Source organism: Terriglobia bacterium, from assembly GCA_020072565.1.
In the GTDB taxonomy this organism is placed as follows: domain Bacteria; phylum Acidobacteriota; class UBA6911; order UBA6911; family UBA6911; genus JAFNAG01.
Genome location: JAIQGI010000053.1, coordinates 1 through 17,323 on the forward strand (window position 1 = coordinate 1; position 17,323 = coordinate 17,323).

Sequence of the window (17,323 nt, forward strand, 5' to 3'; positions counted from 1 at the left end):
AGGCAGAGAACAGGAGGGAGCAGCCTGTCTTCAATGCATATTGTCGTGTCAATGGGTACAAAACAGTGCGGCGAAAATGACCAGTGGCTGAGAGAAATAACGGCAGCCGCGGTCATGCTTAATCCTCGCTTGTTTTGGGGCTAGTGCAGTCTTAGGGCTTACTCCAGGCCCCACGCCGCCCAGTTTTTCACCTGCGATACCTGATGAAGCCTGAGCGTATCTCCCCAGAATGCCTCGTCCCCAAAGGTATCAAAACGAAAGATCTGCCTGCCCCTTTCCATCATCTGGTTCGAATTGCTGGTTATGGCCGCATCGAAACTGGAAGGCGCTGCTTTTGCGCCGGACGGCGGTTGCCCCTGATTGTTACGCTGGCCCCAGGCGCCATAGCTGATCGTCGTGAGCGCCAGAATGAGAAGCATACTCAATACGGAACAGGGCAGCACGGCATCTTCCCTAAACACTTATTCCGCCGGGTCGATGACGGTAAGACGCTCCTTGCCTGCGGCCGTAACAAGTCGTTCATCGGAAACCCAGAATTCGACGGGCTCACGCAATTGTTCTTGAAGCCATAAGGCCGCGGACAGATGGATCGCATCAGATCCTCGCAATACGTGCCGGAGCACAAGGTGGCGGACGTGGGCCGAGGTCGCGCGATCAAAAAGGATCTGATCATAGGCGGACCATTCGGATTCGAATGCGTCGCCGGCGGCGCGGAGTTGCGCGGCAGAGATGCCTCCGTCGCGGCGTTTCCGTGCGAAGGCGGCATGCACCTCGGCATAGGCCACTCGCGAGGTAAACACTCGGTCGGACCGAGCCCAGCATTCAGTTACGCGCTGACTGCCGGGTTCCTGGTAGTACCGTTTTACAATGACGCTGGAATCCGCGTAAATCAACGCCGTCCCTCGCTGACGAGATCCGACGGGAGACGGCCCCGGCCTTTCACCAATGGCGGGCGAGTCAGGAACTGCTTCCCGGCAGGCGCTATGTGCTCACTCGACAGCAATGCCCTGAGCCGCTCCGCTCGCTCTGATCGGCTATCCTCTTTGTAGGGCGTCAGCATGGCTACGGGCTGTCCCCGATCTGTGATGGTGATCCTGGCTCCACGCCGTACCTGTCCCAGGTGCCGAGTCAACTCGTCCCGGAGCTTGCGGATGCCCACCCTTCTTTCCATCGTATCCTCCGTGGTCACAACCATGTGGTCATGATAGGTGCGACCTGAGGCATTGTCAATGCGCTCCTGCGGACAGTTTCTGACCTCCAAACCGGTCCAGATTTCGGTGGCGGCTGCCCCCCCGGGAAAATCGGTTCGACCGTTCCTCTCAGCCGGCAAGAGGACCCTATCGGAAACCATTCATTCGACCACAAGAAATTCAGTACGGTGAGCGAGGGCGAGGCGCACGGGCAAATAACGCGAACCGACGAAATCATTGATGAGCTTCACAGGCTCGCCAAAGGGGCGCGACCCGCGCAATGGTTCCGATTTCCGTACGGCTGCGCCGGTGCCAAAGGAAAACAGGATGTCTTGTTTGCGCTTGGATACTGGAATCCGTTTACACGAACGCTTCCCTGCTCAACCTCGCGCTGAAAAAGGAAACGAAACAATAAAGGGACGACTGTGACTGTTGATGGCATGGGACGAGACGACCACACCATTCCCCTGGTGGATGACCGGCAGGAGCACACGGCCGAAGTAAGAATCCACATCGCACCAAGCCAAAGAACCGCCACATTGGAGCACCAACGACGCTGGGTTAGACTCCGCTCCGGTAATCAAAAAAGGCATAGGCCACAGCGCTGTTGTCCCTTATTGACGGGGATGAGCAATGTTGACCACCTGTGTGAGCCATACTGAACTGACACATGGATTGCCGACGGGTATAAAGGGTGTGACTCTATTCCTGCCAACCATAATCTTATGGGAAGCGGGGGCCGGAGAGGAGGATCAGCATGATCTGGACGATTTTTGTGGCTCTGCTCGCCTTGTGGTTATTGGGACTTGTCACTGCTTACACTTTAGGTGGATTCATCCACATCCTGTTGGTGGTGGCCATCGTCATGGTCTTGATTCGGTTGATTCAAGGCCGAAGAGGGATCGCCTGATAACGAGATAAAACAAATGGAACCAGCTAATCAAGGATGCCACCCGTGAATGCAAAGCCGGTCGCACTGTTCGTCGTCATCGCCGCGCTGTTCTGGTCGTGCGCCGTTGAAGCTGCGCCGATTCGTGTCCGGCTGATCGAGGGAAACGGTCGAGGTTTCCTCGTGCTACGATCGCTGAACGGCGCAGCGATCGCTTACGGCGAGGTGAGCCAGAAGCCCACGGGCAACCTGGTCGAGTGCCGCACGATCCTGAGATTCAAGGATGGTTCGCTATACGATGAATCGGCGACATTCTCGCAGAAGGGCGTTTTTAGGCTTGAGGGCTACCGTCTCGTGCAGCACGGCCCATCCTACCCGACATTGGAGGTATCGTTCGATCGCAAGAGCGGGCAATACAAGGCCCGAGGTCAGGCGGAGAAGGACGGCAAACAAAAGGAGGCCAGCGGGAAGTTCGAGATGCCGGCCGACCTGTACAACGGCATGGCGCTGATGCTGTTGAAAAACCTTCCAGGGGGTGCCGGTGCGACGGTGCACATGGCTGTCTTCACGCCGGAGCCGCGCCTGATCGAGATGGAGTGGAGCTGGGAGGGAGAGGATGAGGCGCTACTGGGCGGTAGAGCCATGAAGACTATGCGCTCGCTGGTGAAGCTGAAGATCGGTGGACTCACCGGCGTGATCGCCTCGTTGATCGGAAAAAGTCCGCCTGACCTGCGCTACTGGCTCGTCACAGGGGATGTTCCTGCGTTCGTGAGAGTCGAAGGCGCCATGTTCTTGAATGGTCCGGTATGGCGGCTCGAGATGGCCACGGTAGAGTGGCCCAAGTAACTCACCGTCTCGTCGGGATATTAATGGTTGGAACTATCCCAGCCGTGATGAGCAATTTTGACCAGAGGTGTGAGCTGTACGGAACTGACACGAGAAGCAGCCAAAGGTATAAAATGTTTGCAAGGAGAAATATTATGAAAGAGATCCGCAAGAATGTTCCGGCACTGCTTGTGCTTCTGCTGATATTGGGGGCTGCCCAAGGGGCTTTGGCGCAGGCTGATCCACCAGAACGGGTCGCACGGCTCAACTTCATTGTAGGCGCCGTGTCCTATCTCCCGTCTGGGGGAAATGAAAATGACTGGGTTACCGTAGACATGAACCGACCGCTGACTACGGGAGATCGGCTTTGGGCGGATGCCAACAGCCGCGGTGAGCTACACATAGGCTCGACGGCTGTCCGCATGAACAGCAACACGGGATTTTCATTCTTGAATCTGGATGACACCTCGGTTCAGATCGGGCTTTCCGAAGGTTCCATCATTCTGCGGCTGCGCCATCTGGATCCGGGCGATACTTACGAGGTGGACACTCCGAATCTGGCGTTCGCCATCAAGCGTGCGGGAGATTACCTCATTGAGGCGAATCCGGACAACAACACCAGCATCATCACTGTGCGTCAAGGTGAAGGCGAAGTCATCGGGGGCGGCCGTTCGTGGCAAGTCATTTCCGATCAGCAGGCAATATTTGCCGGTACGGATACGCTCAACTATGACTTGAGGGATGCCGGATCTCAGCCGCTCAGTGAATTTGACCGATGGGCTCGGAGCCGCGATCAGAGCGAAGATCGCGCCGCAGCCCCGCGGTACGTTTCCACAGAGATGACCGGCTACGAGGATCTGGATGCCTACGGCTCATGGACCCAGGTGCCGGAGTACGGCTGGTCCTGGAGGCCTTCGCAGGTCCCGGCCGGTTGGGCACCCTACAGGTTCGGCCATTGGGTCTGGATCGCACCGTGGGGTTGGACCTGGGTGGAAGACGAACCCTGGGGCTTCGCGCCGTTTCATTACGGACGCTGGGCCAATTATCGCAGCAACTGGATCTGGGTGCCCGGTCCGATGGTAAGGCGGCCAGTGTATGCTCCGGCACTCGTCGCCTGGGTGGGTGGAGGCGGGTTTGGTCTCTCGATCACACTCGGCGGGAGAGCAGGTATCGGCTGGTTCCCGCTTGGCCCACGCGAAGTTTTTGTGCCCGGTTATCGGGTCAGCGAGAGATACGTCACCAACATCAACGTGACCAACACGGTCGTGAACCGCACGAATGTCGTCAATATCTTCAACAATCGGAATGCGGCTCCCATTACTTATATGAATCGGGCTGCGCCCAACGGAGTGACCGTGGTTCCCCAGGATACGTTCGTGAATGCACGTCCGGTCGCACGCAATGTCATGAATGTGCCCGAGCGCGAACTGGCTTCAGCGCCGGTTACTCGAGGAATCCAGATAGCCCCGGAGCGGACGAGCGTATATGGCGCCGGCAACCACAACGCACCTCATCCTCAGGAACGGGCGATGAGTCGCCCGGTGGTGATAAAAAAGACTCCGCCCCCTGCGCCGAATCACTTCGAGCAACCGCAAATCACGCGCCCGGACAGGCCTGCGAATCGAACGATACCTCAGCAGACACCGCCTCAGCAGGCGCAACCTCCACAAAAGCCGCCTCAACAGGTGCAGCCTCCGCAAAGGCCGCCTCAACAGGTGCAGCCTCCGCAAAAGCCGCCTCAACAGGTGCAGCCTCCGCAAAGGCCGCCTCAACAGGTGCAGCCTCCGCAACAGGTGCAGCCTCCGCAAAGGCCGCCTCAACAGGTGCAGCCTCCACAGGTAATTAAAAGGGGGCCCGAGACAGCGCCGACGCGACCCAATCAGAGTGCTGTGAGACCCCAACAGCAGTCTCAGCCGACTCAACCTCTGGTGAGACCTGCGCCGCCGGTCCGTCCGCCGACGCCAAGGGAGCTTGCCGACACGCAGGCTAAACAGAAAGCCTGGGAAGATGCGCACCAGCGCAATACCAAGGATCAGAATCAGAAGGATAAAAAGGCCCCGATTAAGAAATAATGACTCTAAGGTTGCCATTCCAAGAGGGTCGCGCGTGGATCTGATTGTGAGGGAACTCTCCCATAACGATCTGGCGCTCGATCTCGAATCGCTCACCGTAAACGGGCGGCGGTAGGCCGTAGCAACGGATTCGGTTGTTACAGGTAGTGGACAGAAGGACGGCATCGGAAAAAATAAGCGGACCGCCGAGCATGTCGGCGGAGGGGCGCGTTGCTGGGTACGATCATTGGCGCCATTGCCGGCGGCGGGGAGCCGGCGGGCACCGCACAGGGGGAGGTATGCTTGCGTTAGCGCCTGAAACGGGCCGGAGCGGTTGTATGGCAAGTAGGAAAAGCCGGCTTATCGATTGGGAAACATTGCTCGCTGGAATTTCTCGCAGGAAAAGCCCTGTAGAATACAGCGCCAACTGCGAGATCTTTCAGCAAGGACAACCCGCAGATTCACTGCTGTACCTTCGACGAGGTAAGGTCAAGCTTACGGTCATTTCCAAACATGGCAAGGAAGCTGTCGTTGCCCTACTGAGTGCCGGCGAGTTTTTCGGCGAGGGATGCCTCGCAGGTCAACAGTTGCGAATGGCAACGGCGACTGCGATGACGGCTTGCACTCTCGACAATCTCGAGAAGCTTCTGGTGATGCGCTTGCTCCACGAGCGGCACGAGATCTCAGAACTGTTCGTCGCACATCTGCTTTCCCGCAACATCCGGTATGAAGGGGATCTTGTGAACCAGTTTTTCAATTCAAGCGAGAACCGTCTGGCGCGGATTCTCTTGCTGCTTTCTCATTTCGGCAAGGAAAGCAGAGCCGAACCCGTGCTTCCGGAAGTCAGTCAGGATAACCTGGCCCAAATGATCGGTACAACCCGGTCGCGAGTCAGTCATTTCATGGACAAGTTCCGGAAGCTAGGCTTTATCAATTACAGCGATAACGACGGGTTGACGGTTCATAGTGGCCTCCTCAGCGTGGTCCTGCACGATTAGTGGCTGTAACCGTGGCAATGGAGACCTTTAACGCGGATTATTCATGAATATGCGACCAAAATGCAGTTTTGGACGCGGAAAAACGCTAACAGACGCTGACCGTTCGGTTTTGGTCGGCGTGCATGAGCTTTTGCCGCGCCGCAGGACGGCAGGAGCTCCTGCCTGTTGCGCCGCAGTTTGATCGGGGGATTCAGAAACTTCCCGCATCATCCTCGTTTGATGCCACTCGTCGTCGTGTCGCCCCTGCGTGCTTAGCCGGACTCCTAAGCACACCACTTTCGCGCGCCACGCAAATCGCCGCCGCCACCGGTCAGGGGTTGGCATTGGTGTTCGGCTTTGTGGGGCTGTTCGCCAATCCGTTCCTGGGAGTCATATCGTACCTATTGCCCTGTTGACACTTGAAGTCCGCGTATGCCTTGCATTCCACAAGGCTGTTTCTCCGGATCGAAAGATTGCCCACAAAGCTGATCAGCGGCGCGCGGCGTTGCAACACGCTGCTGCACATCCTCCTCAGAATCCGGGGCATGGAATAGAAGTTCCGGTTACAGGAGATCATTTCTTGGATGATGCCGTCCAGCGACAGATGCTTATACCGGGCCACCGGGTAGGTTAGGGTGTAGTATTTCCAGTCTTCCGGGAAGGCATTGAGCGCGATGCGGCCCTCCACTTTCATCTGATCCCACATTTGGGTGCCGGGCAAGGGTGTCAGATACAGCAAGTTGAGATTGTCTACGCCGTACTGGCTTGCCACGTCGGCGATACGTCTGCCGATGCCAGGTTCGTCTACGTCCAACCCGACGATAAAGGAACCCACAACCAGAATGTTGTGCCGCTGTATGCGCCGCACGGAGGCGCGGAAGTCGCGTCCCCTCAAAAGGTTGAATTTCTTGCCCAGCTCTCGAAGCCCTTCCGGTGTGGGGGATTCAAAGCCGATGAAGACGCCGCTGCACCCAGCCTTCGCGGCCAGCGCCAGGAGTTCTTCGTCATCGGCGAAGTTAATGGTGGCTTGGGCGACCCATTCTTTTCGCAGGTTCGCCTGTGCCATGGCACGGAACAGGTCCTTGGCGCGTGCGATGTGTTCAGGGCGCGTGCCGACGAGGTTGTCGTCCACCACCAGGACATATTTCTCTCGGATCGACTGGAATTCCTTCACGACATCCGAAATGGGCCGCTGCCGGTAACGGGCCCCATTGAAGGCCGTCACGCTGCAAAAGGTGCAATTCAACGGACAACCCCGTGTGGTCTGAATCGCCCCGAAGGCATATCCCGTAGCCAGCAAATCATGACGGGCGAACGGGACAGCGGATATCTCGGCCAGCCCTCCGTCATAGCGGCGCTTCAGGCTGCCATGCAGGGCATCCTCAAGGACCTGGGCCCAGACGCCCTCGGCCTCCCCCGTAACGACCGAGTCTACCCGCTCCATGACCTCGTCCAGGCACATGGTGGCGTGAATGCCGCCCATGATGACGGGCACACCCAGATGACGGAAGTAACTGGCTACTTCATAGGCGCGGTTGGCCTGCGAGGTGAAAGCGGTAATGCCCACCAGGTCTGGCCGCGGCATGGCCGGGTAGTCTGGCGCTCCAAGATTCTCGTCCACGATCGAGATTGCCCACTCCCTTGGTGTCAGGCCCGCGAGAACCATAAGGCTGAGCGGTTTCCACACGCGGTAACGGTTCCAGCGGCTCTGCCTGATTTTGACCATGCTGACAAGCGGGTTGGAGGGGTTGATCAGATATAATCGCATGGCGTGCATTCACTCACGAATAGGGATTTGCTTTTTCTCCTTTTCCCCCCGCATGATGATCTAATAGATGGAAAGTCACAACTACAATTTTGTTGGCCTATCGGCCGAACTCAGCGGTTTGCCCGCGGCCACAGCCGCACCTGGTTAGGTGGCGCCATCTCGATCTTGTTGCCGGACTCTATTTTGGACAGTACTGTCGGACTTTCGCCGTAATCTGACGACCGGTCATCTGTACATCAGGCGCACCTGCGCATTAGCATTTTAAGCCTTCTGAGATGAGTGGATGCGCCATTGGATTTTTCCCACCCACGTGTATCTCCCAGCCATGCGAGTGAGGATATACGCGGGTAACATTAAACGAGACAACCCGGGCAGCAAGCCCTGGTTGCCTCGTTTATAAGCCTGACGATTTAACGGGTCATAAGGCTTTTTCGGCTATTTTGGCCTTGGTGTCCACGCCACTTGCTTTGATGGCAACTTTCACAGCATCTTCCATCGGATCTTTGAAGGGCACCTCAATTCGGAGCAGGCCGTGCTCGTAAGTCGCTTCGGCTTTGACAGGTTTCACCGGCCAACCCAACGCCAGTGCTGAAACATACTCGACGTCCCGTGCCGGCGCTGTCAGGTGGATGCTGTCTTCCAGGATCTTCACATCGATAGTATCTGTTGGCGCCCCCGGGATGGCGAACTCTACTACCAGCTTGTGTCTCTCGGCGTCCGCATACGCTACTGTATTGGGCGCAACCTTGATTCGATATTCCGACATCCTGATACCCTCCTTTTTTTCACCAAGTTGTTGATTTCATTAAAACAGTCATGGTGGATGCTCTGAAACGATCCCCCGCAAGATGAGTTATCCGGTCTTTCGAAGACGCTCCACGATGCCGGCTCCGCTTGCCACCTGATCCTGGAAGCACTTTTATACCATCGTGGCAATCCGGTTGTCAGTTCACTACTGATCACAAGCATGATCAAAACAGCTCACGGACCTTCTTACTGCATTTCCATAGTGCAGTTGTCTTGCCTTGACCGGGGTGAGCAATCTTGACCAGACGTGTGAGCAGTACTGAACTGACACGCGACTCATCTCCAAGGTATAAGAAGCGTGCCTCTAGTTCTCGGCCGCTAACTGGTCGGAGGCCGATGCCAGAAGGGGTGGCTCTCCAGGACTGCTCCGAAAACAGAGTATTTAGGGAGGTGTATCATACCTTTGATTCAACTTGTGGTGATCCTGATCGTGATTGGGGTTCTTCTTTGGCTGGTTAACAACTACATACCCATGCAGGGGTCCATTAAAAGGATCCTGAATGGGGTCGTGGTTATCGCCGTGGTTTTGTGGCTTGTGAACGTTTTTGGCCTTCTCAGCTATTTCTCCAATTTCCGTGTGGGAAAGTAGCTGCCTCGGTTCAGGGTGGAGTGCTAAATGCCACCCACGGCGAAGATCGCCGCGACTTCGAATTGAATGCTCGCGAGCATAAGTCGAATTCGATCTGCGTGTCGCCTTGGCCGGGGGGGATGCGGAATCAGTAGAGCCACGATCACTTTGATCGTCCTTGCTGATTTCCAGGATGGAAGCTGTTCACAATTGCACCCAACGCTGTTCACTATTGCTCGCAGCGGCTGTCAGAGCAGGCGTAAGCTTTACTGCGGCAGCGACGGGAGCAGCCCCTGCATGGAAAAACGAGATAAGAGCCTAGAGAGCTTCTGGGACAAGCCGCTGGCTGACCTGCTTCAGCTGCTGCAGGCAACACCGGCCGGGCTGACTGCCGCGGAAACGAGACGGCGGTTGCGTCTTTATGGCCCAAACAGCATGGCGCAGGAGTCGCGCTTCGCAGGCTTGCTCACCTTCCTTCGCTACTTTGCCAATCCACTCGTCGTCATCCTTCTCGTGGCCAGCGGCATATCCCTGGGACTTGGGGACCAGGTTGGCGGGCTGATCATCATCGCCATAGTCCTCCTCAGCGTTCTTCTGAACTTTTTCATGGAATTCCAGGCTAGACACGCGGTAGAGGAGATTCAGAAGCAGGTTGCTACAACGGCCGCCGTGATGCGCGATGGGCTGGAACAGGAGCTGCCGATAGCGGAATTAGTCCCGGGGGATATCATCCGGCTCAATGCGGGTGACCTGGTGCCGGCGGACACACGACTGCTGGAAGTAAAGGATTTGCAGGTGCGCGAGTCGGCGCTGACCGGGGAGTCGCTGCCCGTCGAGAAGTCCGCGCTCGATTTGTCAGAGGGGAAGCACGGTGTTGCCGACGCGACCAACAGTGTATTCCTGGGCACTGCGGTCCAGACAGGGTTTGGCACCGCGGTTATTGTCCGCACAGGCCGAAATACCGCACTCGGGGTGATCGCGCAGCGTTTGGCTACCCGGCCGCCGGAGACCGAGTTCGGCCGCGGCATACGCCACTTTGGGCTGATGATTACCCGGGTAATCATGCTGCTCGTGCTTTTCGTTCTTCTGGTAAACCTCTATTTCCACCGCCCGCTGCTGGAGTCCTTCCTCTTCGCAGTTGCCCTGGCGGTAGGGATGACCCCTGAGATGATGCCCATGATCATCACGGTCACCCTAGCTCAGGGTGCGAGGCGGATGACCAGGAAGAAGGTCCTGGTCAAGCAACTTGCGGCCATCGAGGATTTCGGCAGCGTGACGATCCTCTGCAGCGATAAGACCGGCACCCTGACCGAAGGGGAGATCGTGCTTGACCGGCACGTGGATATCCTGGGGAAGGCGGATGACAACGTTCTGCGGCTCATCTACCTGAACAGCTACTTCGAAGCGGGCATCAAGAGCCCCCTGGATGATGCCGTCTTGAAGCACGAGCATCCTAAAATTGTGGAGTATGTCAAGGTGGACGAGATCCCCTTCGACTTCAACCGCAAGCGTCTTTCGGTAGTGGTGCAACATGGTGACGAGCACCTCCTCATTACCAAGGGCGAGGCAGAGGGTATCTTTGGCATCTGCCAAAGCGTGAGCATCGATGGGTCACCCCAGCCGTTCACCGAAAGCCGGCGCGCTGCGGCGGAGGAGACTTAGAGGAAGTTGAGCGCCGACGGTTACCGGACCCTTGGGGTAGCGGTGCTGAAAGTGGACAAGCGGGACGTCTACACCCCGGCGGATGAGCGGGATATGACGCTGGCCGGGTTTGCGGCATTCCTGGACCCGCCCAAGGAAGGGATTCATGCCGTTCTGGAGGCACTGAAACAGAATGGCATCTCCGTGGTCATCATGACCGGCGACAACCAATATGTGACCCAAAAGATCGCCCGCGACGTTGGGCTGGCATCGGACCGCATTCTCGCCGGGAACCAGGTCGATACCATGGATAATGCCGCCCTGGCCTACCAGGCCGAGAACGGCGCCATCTTCGCCCGCGTGTCTCCGGAGGAGAAGAACCGGGTCATCATCGCTCTCAAGGCACGCGGGCACGTCGTCGCGTACGGGGGTGACGGCATCAATGACGCACCTTCGCTGCACACCGCGGATGTAGGCATTTCAGTCATGAATGGCGTGGACGTGGCCAAGGATGCTGCGAAGATTATCCTGCTGGAAAAGGATCTGGCGGTTTTGAACGACGGGGTAATCGAGGGGCGGCGCTGCTTCGCCAACATCATGAAGTACATCATCATGGGCACCAGCTCGAATTTCGGTAATATGTTCAGCATGACCGCGGCCTCGCTCTTCCTGCCCTTCCTGCCTATGTTGCCGACGCAGATCCTGCTGAACAACTTTCTGTGTGACCTTTCACCATCATTTGCCGGAGGCCACCGTAGCCGGGACTGCAACACTGACGAGAGGTGAACAGAATGTCTAAGGAGAAATCTATGAAAAGAGAAGTGGGTATTTGGATTGACCACCGGAAGGCGGTCATCGTGAGTGTCACTGACAAGGGAGAAGAGACAAGCCTGATCAGATCAGACATCGAGAAACAGGTCCGGTATTCCGGTGCCGCACAGGAGGACTCGGCAGAGGACCAGCGAGACAAGCGCTTCACCGGCCATCTCAACAAATACTATGATCATGTAATATCGTGTATTCGTGATGCCGAATCCATCCTGATATTTGGTCCCGGCGAGGCAAAGATCGAACTCGAGAGACGTCTTGAGAGTGAGGCGCTCAGCGGGCGGGTAGTGGGTATTGAAACCGTTGACAAGATGACGGATCGGCAGATTGCGGCAAGAGTCCGACAGCACTTCCCAAAACGAAGTCGAAAAAAAACGCCCAAGTTTTTGTCGGTGACGTTATGACGCAAGCCGATGACAGGCAACACCGGTCTGTCTTTGGATCCCCTTGGCATTCAAATCAAGTAGCGCAGGACCGCTGGAGCAGCAGCTGATGGCATGCTTGCCTGTTCCCCGATTTAATTAATGCGGGCAACCACCAGCGTCATGTCGTCCTGCGGCTCGTTATCCTGGATATATGCCCGCACCTGCTTGAGGATTTCGTCCAGGATTTCGGCGGACGGGCGCGCGCAGTTTTCCTGAATTATGCCGCAGAGCCGTTCCTCTCCGAACTCTTCTTCGGAGGGGCTGGCGGCTTCCACGATGCCATCCGAGTACAGCACGAGAAGGTCGCCGGGCTGAACGGCAACTTCACCCTGTTGATAGGTGGCCGTCGAGATCATGCCTAGAATCGGGCCTCCTTCTTCCAGCCGGCGGATCGTGCACATGCCGTTGCGCCGCATCAACAGGGGGGGCAGATGGCCGGCATTGACATATCGGATGATCCTGGCCTCCCGATCGTAGGAACCCCAAAACAGGCTGGCGAAACGTTCCGGTGCGGTTCGCGAGCTCAGGAGATAGTTTAGCTGCCTCCAAGTTATCTCCTGGTCCGCGGGTGTTTCCATCCAGCGCATGGAACGCAAAGCGCCATGAAGCATGCCCATCAAAAGCGCGGCGGGCAGGCCTTTTCCCGCCACGTCGCCGAGCACAACTGCGACGTTATCTTGATTCGTCGTGAACACGTCGTAAAAGTCTCCCCCGACCTGCCAGGCTGGGACGCAGGCAGCCGCAAAGTCGAGCCCCCCAAGAGCGGGATTCGATGGCGGCAGCAAGTCCGCCTGGACTTTGCGCGCCAGCTCCAATTGTTCTTCCAGTTGTTTTCCCCGGACATACCGGGGAAACTGAACCCAGAATAGGATCATCGCGGCCGCCAACCCCAGGGCAGCCAGGATGCTTACGATCAGATTGCGCCGCAACGGGCTGAAGGCAGAGGAGGCGCTCTCAAGATATAGCGCGATTTCCAGCAGTCTCGGCCCCTGCGGCGCGCCGGGGGGACGGGCCGCGAAACGTCCACCTTCCGGACTCGGCGAAGCGGCAGGAGGCCGGGGCCCCGCGCGTGCTCCCTCCGGACCGGGCCGGGATCGCATCAGACGCAGCGGCAGGAGGTAAACCATGACCCTGCCGTTTGGAGTGTCCCGCAATTCAGGTGTCCTCCCCCTCTCGGTGCGAACCGCGCGGGCATCCCCTGCAGCCAGAGGTGCGCCGGTCGGCTTGCCGGCCTCGACAACGGCTTTCCCCGTCGCGTCGATAATCCGCATCCAGGCAATCTTGGCGGCATTGTCCTGCAGGATATCTTCCAGCACAATTCGCTGCTGCTCCGCACTCGAGGCTTCCGACTGGCGTATCCCCCGCTCCGCGGCAAGAACTTGTCGATCCGCCTCTCGCGCCAGCTGATCCGTGACCAACTGCCGGGAGACATGGTAATAGGTGTATGCCGATTGAACCAGCAACAGGAAGCTGAGAAACAGGCCCATGGCAAGGAGTCCCTTAAGCCAGAGGTGGTGCGGCTTCCCTAATTTCATCGTATCTGCTCCTCAACGGTATTGTGGCTAAGCCATATGCAATCGTCTTCTGACTGCCCCATCAGCTTCAGGGAGCGCGCGTCCAGGGCGGCCTTCATCTACCTTTGCCGCGATGTTCCGGACCTGTTACCTGGCCTCATCGGGCGGACGGGGCACAACTGCAATCTCAGGCGGCGATTCACATTGTATGATTTCACCTGCAGAATAACCATGCCACTCTTTGTGTATTACTACACAACCGGGAGAAACTCGCCACCAGGGTGCGTGGATGGCACTCAATACGGTTGCACCGGTTCTGGCCAAAGGCTTCGTGACACTCAAAATCGATGAAGACCGCGTGACAGGCGGGAAGGACCCGTTGAAACACTATTCGTCCAATGGGAACGATGCGCTTTCATTTTCGTCACAAGCGTCGACCAGACCTGCTATCTGTAACGCGAAATAATATTATCGAATATCAATAAATACTAATTGACAAATGATAATTTGTTGCGGTAATCTCTTCCTCGGATGGGTTGAAATCATCGGCTTTTACTCTATCGAGGGGAGGCATTATGGGAACCGATAAGAGGCGCCTGGAGAATACCTTGCATGATTTTCTCGATCTCATCCTTGTGCTTGGCGCGTGCGCATGCGCCATTTGGATCGTGATCCTTCTTTATGGCACCGTCTGGCTTCACGCGACGCCGCACATCTATGATCCCCAGGTTTCCTTGACGTTGCCTGACGCTCCGGTGACGGTGACGGCCACTCGCCGCAATACTCAGTTTGTCGCCGTCGACGGTTGGAAGGTGCGCCTTGCCACCTTCGAAACTGCATCCGTCGGTTCCATTGCGGTGCAACTGGGATGGATTCTCCTTCAACCCGGAATGACGCTCATAATCGTGTGGCTCATTCGAGGGATGCTGGTCTCGATCGAGGCGGGCGTGCCATTTCATCAGCGCGCCCCAGGTCGTCTGAAGGCGATCGGGTGGCTGATCATCGCCGGGGCCGTAGGCCGGACCTTGGAAGATTTCCTCGTAGGGCTGTATATCAAGAGTCACTACGCCCCATCCAAAGGGGCGTTCACGGTCTCCTTCGATTACAGCTCCATGCTGTGGGGTTCTGCAGTGGGGATCATGGTCATCGTTCTGGCCGGCGTATTTCGTTACGGCTACGCGATGCGCCAGGAGCAGGAATTGACGGTATAAGGGGGCCGCATGGCGATTATCGTTAATCTGGACATGATGCTGGTCCGGAGAAAGGTCTCCCAGGTCGAGCTTTCTGAGCGCATAGGAATCACGCAGGCAAATCTCTCGATTCTCAAGACCAACAAGGCAAAGGCAATCCGGTTCACGACCCTGGACGCTCTCTGCCGCGAGTTGAACTGCCAGCCCGGCGATCTTCTCGAGCATGTTCCCGACGGCGCACCGGGAAACTCGATCGAATGATTTCGGGGCGCCATAACCTCGAAATCTCTTAACTTGAAAGGGAGTCGGGAATGGTCAAGCGCGTCTTTGTTCAGGCCGGACGCGTTACCAATCTTATGTTCGAGCGACGTTAATCACATTTCTTCCGACATCCTGTCCCGACGAACCATTCCTAGGGATTCCTCGGCAGTGGCAGCACCGACCGTTACGGTCTCCGGGCGTGCCGGCCGTTCGAGCAGTCTGCGCAGCACCAGGCGTGCGATGGTGTGCGCATTGGATGCCAGCAATCGGACCCATGACCAGGGAGTCGACTGGGGAAAGTAGATGCCTCGAAACAGCAGACGTGCGACCAGGAAAGCAACCTGGTGGTCGAATGGCTTGCGATTGTCCACCAGCCACCGCTGCGTGCGCGCAAAAGAGCGGGATCCATAACCCAGGCGCCAGGATTCGTTCACCTCGTCTTCGCTCTGGGTGGGGGACAGGTGGTTGGGCTGAAATGTCAGCCGGAAGGGCTTGAAATCCAGCCAGTGCTCCGGCCGGAGCAGTCTCCCCTGCTTCTGGAGCCGGTCGTACAACGGAGTGCCCGGATAGGGGGTCAGTAATCCGAAAACCGGCAGCACGGGCGGCCAGGTATTGATTTCCGAGCTGATGGAGGACGCCACACCGGGGCGGTCATCCTCCATTCCCACGATAAACGAAGTAATGGCATATACGCCGCGCCTTGCCAGGCCCTGCAGTACCCCCGAGTATTCTTCCGGCCGGTTGAACTGCTTGTGCGCGCTCCGGAGGCTCGCGGGGCTTATAGACTCGAGACCCATGAATATGAAACGGCCGCCGCTGGCGGCAATCAGATCAACGAGTTCCTCATCCTTCAACAGGTTTGCGGTGATTTGAGCGACCCAGGGGAGGCATGCGTCCCGTCGGATCATTTCCCGGAGCAGAGACTTCGTGCGTTCGCGCCGGATGGCGAAGTTATCGTCGATAAAAAAGACATTTACCAGAGCTCGATTGCGCGCGGCGACGCGCTTGAGCGTGAGGAGCTCGGCAATGACGCTTTCATTCGAACGAAAGCGGAGGCGGCTGCCGAAGAACCCGGTGACGGTGCAGAATTCACAGCCGTAGGGACATCCTCGACCCGATTCAACCGGGATCACATAGGCCTTTTCGTAAGGAACCTTCATCTTCTTAAGGAGGCGGCGGATGCTCTCCGGCAACAGACGCATGAGGTCGAACAGACTCAAGTCGACGTTTTCCCAGTCGATCGCCTGGTAACCTTCGAGAGAGGGCTTCGAATTTCCATCCACCGCTTCCCTGGAGCCGTAGGTTTCTTTCAGCCTGTTTCGCTCCGCGTCTTCCACAACAACAGGCCAGATGTCGTCCGCTTCGCCGAGCACGACCGAGTCGGCACATCGCTTCCGGCCGTTCCAGCCCAGTGATTCCCCGGGGACTTCCGTGACATGGGGGCCGCCGAGCACGACCGGCACACCAGACTCCTTCCGGATTGTCGCCGCCGTGGCATACGCTTTCTGAGCCGTGCGGGTCATGAAACCCATGCCCACGAGGTCCACGCCGTTGGCGGTTATGAATCGGGCCAACTCCTGCTCGCTCAAACGCATGGCGTTTCCGTCAATGATAGTCACCCGGTGCGGCGCTGGAGTGAGCTGGCGCAGGAGAAAAGGCCAGAGCTGTGGCAAGAAGTTTCGAGTAACGTGATTGTCAGGTACGTAGAGAAGAATATGCATCCGAACCCCTTCGGCAAATGGATTGAACCAGGATGGCGCGCACATGATGCGGCCACTGCAGTGGAATTCGCTCCGAAATTCCCTTCCTTAGCAATTGCAACTCGAATAGTCCGGAAATCTCAATGCACGATCACCCGGTACTTAACACATTAACTGGCGAAAATCCAAATTTCACAGGAAATGGCTTGTGATATCGGCAGTGACCGTAGCACGCGATTCAAAAGCAAGGTTGATAGATAGCCGTGCCATTGCCTGCACGGCCTGTTCGCGCCCTGGTCTCCGCCCGAGGGCTCAAGGGGCCGGTTGGTTGGGTTGCGTCTCCTGCCTTACACCGAGCGAAAAACGCTCAGACTCACCGTCCGTAACCATAACTGGTATCTCGGAATCGGGAGAGTAAGCAGAGAGCTTTTCAATGAGAAGGTCCCCGTTACCAAGGCCTTCCGGGCCGGCATGTGCGTGCTGATGTTTCAGCGCGTCGAGTGTTAAATAAGAAAGATGTACCATCCCCGTCTTGGTCAATTTGACCAGGACCAGTCCGCGACCCTTGGTCTTGTGTCCGTTCTTCGCCGATCTGACGATCGAATGCTTGTGCTTGCGAAGAACTCTTTTCCGCATCTTTTCAAAAATCTCGCCTGCCATAGATCCTCCTGGGCCACCGAGGGGCCCGG

19 protein-coding genes are annotated in these 17,323 nt (G+C 57.2%); 11 read left to right on the forward strand and 8 right to left on the reverse strand.

What is annotated here, in order from left to right; genetic code table 11:
• Positions 1–158: 158 nt before the first annotated feature.
• The 3 genes from LAP85_24055 to LAP85_24065 are packed head-to-tail and all read right to left on the reverse strand — an operon-like array spanning position 159 to position 1,171.
• Positions 159–461, reverse strand: a complete 303-nt coding sequence (locus LAP85_24055) for a hypothetical protein (protein ID MBZ5499484.1) — start codon at positions 459–461, stop codon at positions 159–161.
• On the reverse strand, positions 462–893 hold the full coding sequence (locus LAP85_24060; protein MBZ5499485.1) for a type II toxin-antitoxin system VapC family toxin: 432 nt from the start codon (positions 891–893) through the stop codon (positions 462–464).
• Positions 890–1,171, reverse strand: a complete 282-nt coding sequence (locus LAP85_24065; protein ID MBZ5499486.1) for a type II toxin-antitoxin system prevent-host-death family antitoxin — start codon at positions 1,169–1,171, stop codon at positions 890–892. Before LAP85_24065 ends, LAP85_24060 begins: the two co-directional genes overlap by 4 nt.
• Before the next feature lie 51 nt (positions 1,172–1,222).
• Here LAP85_24065 and LAP85_24070 point away from each other — a divergent pair, with 51 nt between their 5' ends.
• From LAP85_24070 to LAP85_24090, 5 genes are all read left to right on the forward strand, one after another.
• A complete protein-coding gene (locus tag LAP85_24070; protein ID MBZ5499487.1) occupies positions 1,223–1,585 on the forward strand; it encodes a polysaccharide deacetylase family protein in 363 nt (120 codons plus the stop codon).
• Positions 1,586–1,947: 362 nt separating this feature from the next.
• A complete protein-coding gene (locus LAP85_24075; protein MBZ5499488.1) occupies positions 1,948–2,100 on the forward strand; it encodes a lmo0937 family membrane protein in 153 nt (50 codons plus the stop codon).
• A 45-nt stretch (positions 2,101–2,145) separates the two neighbouring features.
• A complete protein-coding gene (locus LAP85_24080) occupies positions 2,146–2,925 on the forward strand; it encodes a hypothetical protein (GenBank protein MBZ5499489.1) in 780 nt (259 codons plus the stop codon).
• Between the two features lie 1,545 nt (positions 2,926–4,470).
• Complete coding sequence (locus tag LAP85_24085; GenBank protein ID MBZ5499490.1) at positions 4,471–4,746, forward strand: pentapeptide repeat-containing protein; 276 nt, start codon at positions 4,471–4,473, stop codon at positions 4,744–4,746.
• 547 nt (positions 4,747–5,293) lie between these two features.
• Complete coding sequence (locus LAP85_24090) at positions 5,294–5,953, forward strand: Crp/Fnr family transcriptional regulator (protein MBZ5499491.1); 660 nt, start codon at positions 5,294–5,296, stop codon at positions 5,951–5,953.
• A 310-nt stretch (positions 5,954–6,263) separates the two neighbouring features.
• On the opposite strand, the gene LAP85_24095 is transcribed toward LAP85_24090, so the two are convergent.
• Together LAP85_24095 and LAP85_24100 are read right to left on the reverse strand one after the other, a co-directional pair.
• Positions 6,264–7,700 carry a B12-binding domain-containing radical SAM protein gene (locus LAP85_24095; GenBank protein ID MBZ5499492.1) on the reverse strand — a complete coding sequence of 479 codons (1,437 nt, stop codon included), beginning with the start codon at positions 7,698–7,700 and terminating at the stop codon, positions 6,264–6,266.
• A 418-nt stretch (positions 7,701–8,118) separates the two neighbouring features.
• A complete protein-coding gene (locus LAP85_24100; protein MBZ5499493.1) occupies positions 8,119–8,466 on the reverse strand; it encodes a hypothetical protein in 348 nt (115 codons plus the stop codon).
• A gap of 438 nt (positions 8,467–8,904) precedes the next feature.
• Here LAP85_24100 and LAP85_24105 point away from each other — a divergent pair, with 438 nt between their 5' ends.
• From LAP85_24105 to LAP85_24120, 4 genes are all read left to right on the forward strand, one after another.
• The gene (locus LAP85_24105) at positions 8,905–9,096 is read left to right on the forward strand and encodes a hypothetical protein (GenBank protein MBZ5499494.1); all 192 of its coding nucleotides are present in this window, start codon (positions 8,905–8,907) and stop codon (positions 9,094–9,096) included.
• A gap of 276 nt (positions 9,097–9,372) precedes the next feature.
• Positions 9,373–10,737 (forward strand): HAD-IC family P-type ATPase, encoded by a 1,365-nt coding sequence (locus LAP85_24110; protein MBZ5499495.1) that lies wholly within the window; start codon positions 9,373–9,375, stop codon positions 10,735–10,737.
• Between the two features lie 6 nt (positions 10,738–10,743).
• Entirely contained in the window at positions 10,744–11,502 is a 759-nt protein-coding gene (locus LAP85_24115; GenBank protein MBZ5499496.1) for an HAD-IC family P-type ATPase, read from the forward strand.
• Between the two features lie 23 nt (positions 11,503–11,525).
• The gene (locus LAP85_24120; GenBank protein ID MBZ5499497.1) at positions 11,526–11,948 is read left to right on the forward strand and encodes a hypothetical protein; all 423 of its coding nucleotides are present in this window, start codon (positions 11,526–11,528) and stop codon (positions 11,946–11,948) included.
• Between the two features lie 113 nt (positions 11,949–12,061).
• Here LAP85_24120 and LAP85_24125 read toward each other — a convergent pair whose 3' ends face one another.
• Positions 12,062–13,504, reverse strand: coding sequence for a PP2C family protein-serine/threonine phosphatase (locus tag LAP85_24125; GenBank protein ID MBZ5499498.1), 1,443 nt, complete (start codon positions 13,502–13,504; stop codon positions 12,062–12,064).
• Positions 13,505–14,058: 554 nt separating this feature from the next.
• Between LAP85_24125 and LAP85_24130 the strand changes: the two genes are divergently transcribed.
• The gene (locus LAP85_24130; protein ID MBZ5499499.1) at positions 14,059–14,694 is read left to right on the forward strand and encodes a DUF2975 domain-containing protein; all 636 of its coding nucleotides are present in this window, start codon (positions 14,059–14,061) and stop codon (positions 14,692–14,694) included.
• Between the two features lie 9 nt (positions 14,695–14,703).
• Positions 14,704–14,934, forward strand: a complete 231-nt coding sequence (locus tag LAP85_24135; protein MBZ5499500.1) for a helix-turn-helix transcriptional regulator — start codon at positions 14,704–14,706, stop codon at positions 14,932–14,934.
• 113 nt (positions 14,935–15,047) lie between these two features.
• Here LAP85_24135 and LAP85_24140 read toward each other — a convergent pair whose 3' ends face one another.
• Both LAP85_24140 and LAP85_24145 read right to left on the reverse strand, forming a co-directional pair.
• Complete coding sequence (locus LAP85_24140) at positions 15,048–16,655, reverse strand: B12-binding domain-containing radical SAM protein (GenBank protein ID MBZ5499501.1); 1,608 nt, start codon at positions 16,653–16,655, stop codon at positions 15,048–15,050.
• A gap of 291 nt (positions 16,656–16,946) precedes the next feature.
• Positions 16,947–17,294, reverse strand: coding sequence for a hypothetical protein (locus LAP85_24145; GenBank protein ID MBZ5499502.1), 348 nt, complete (start codon positions 17,292–17,294; stop codon positions 16,947–16,949).
• Positions 17,295–17,323: the final 29 nt, after the last annotated feature.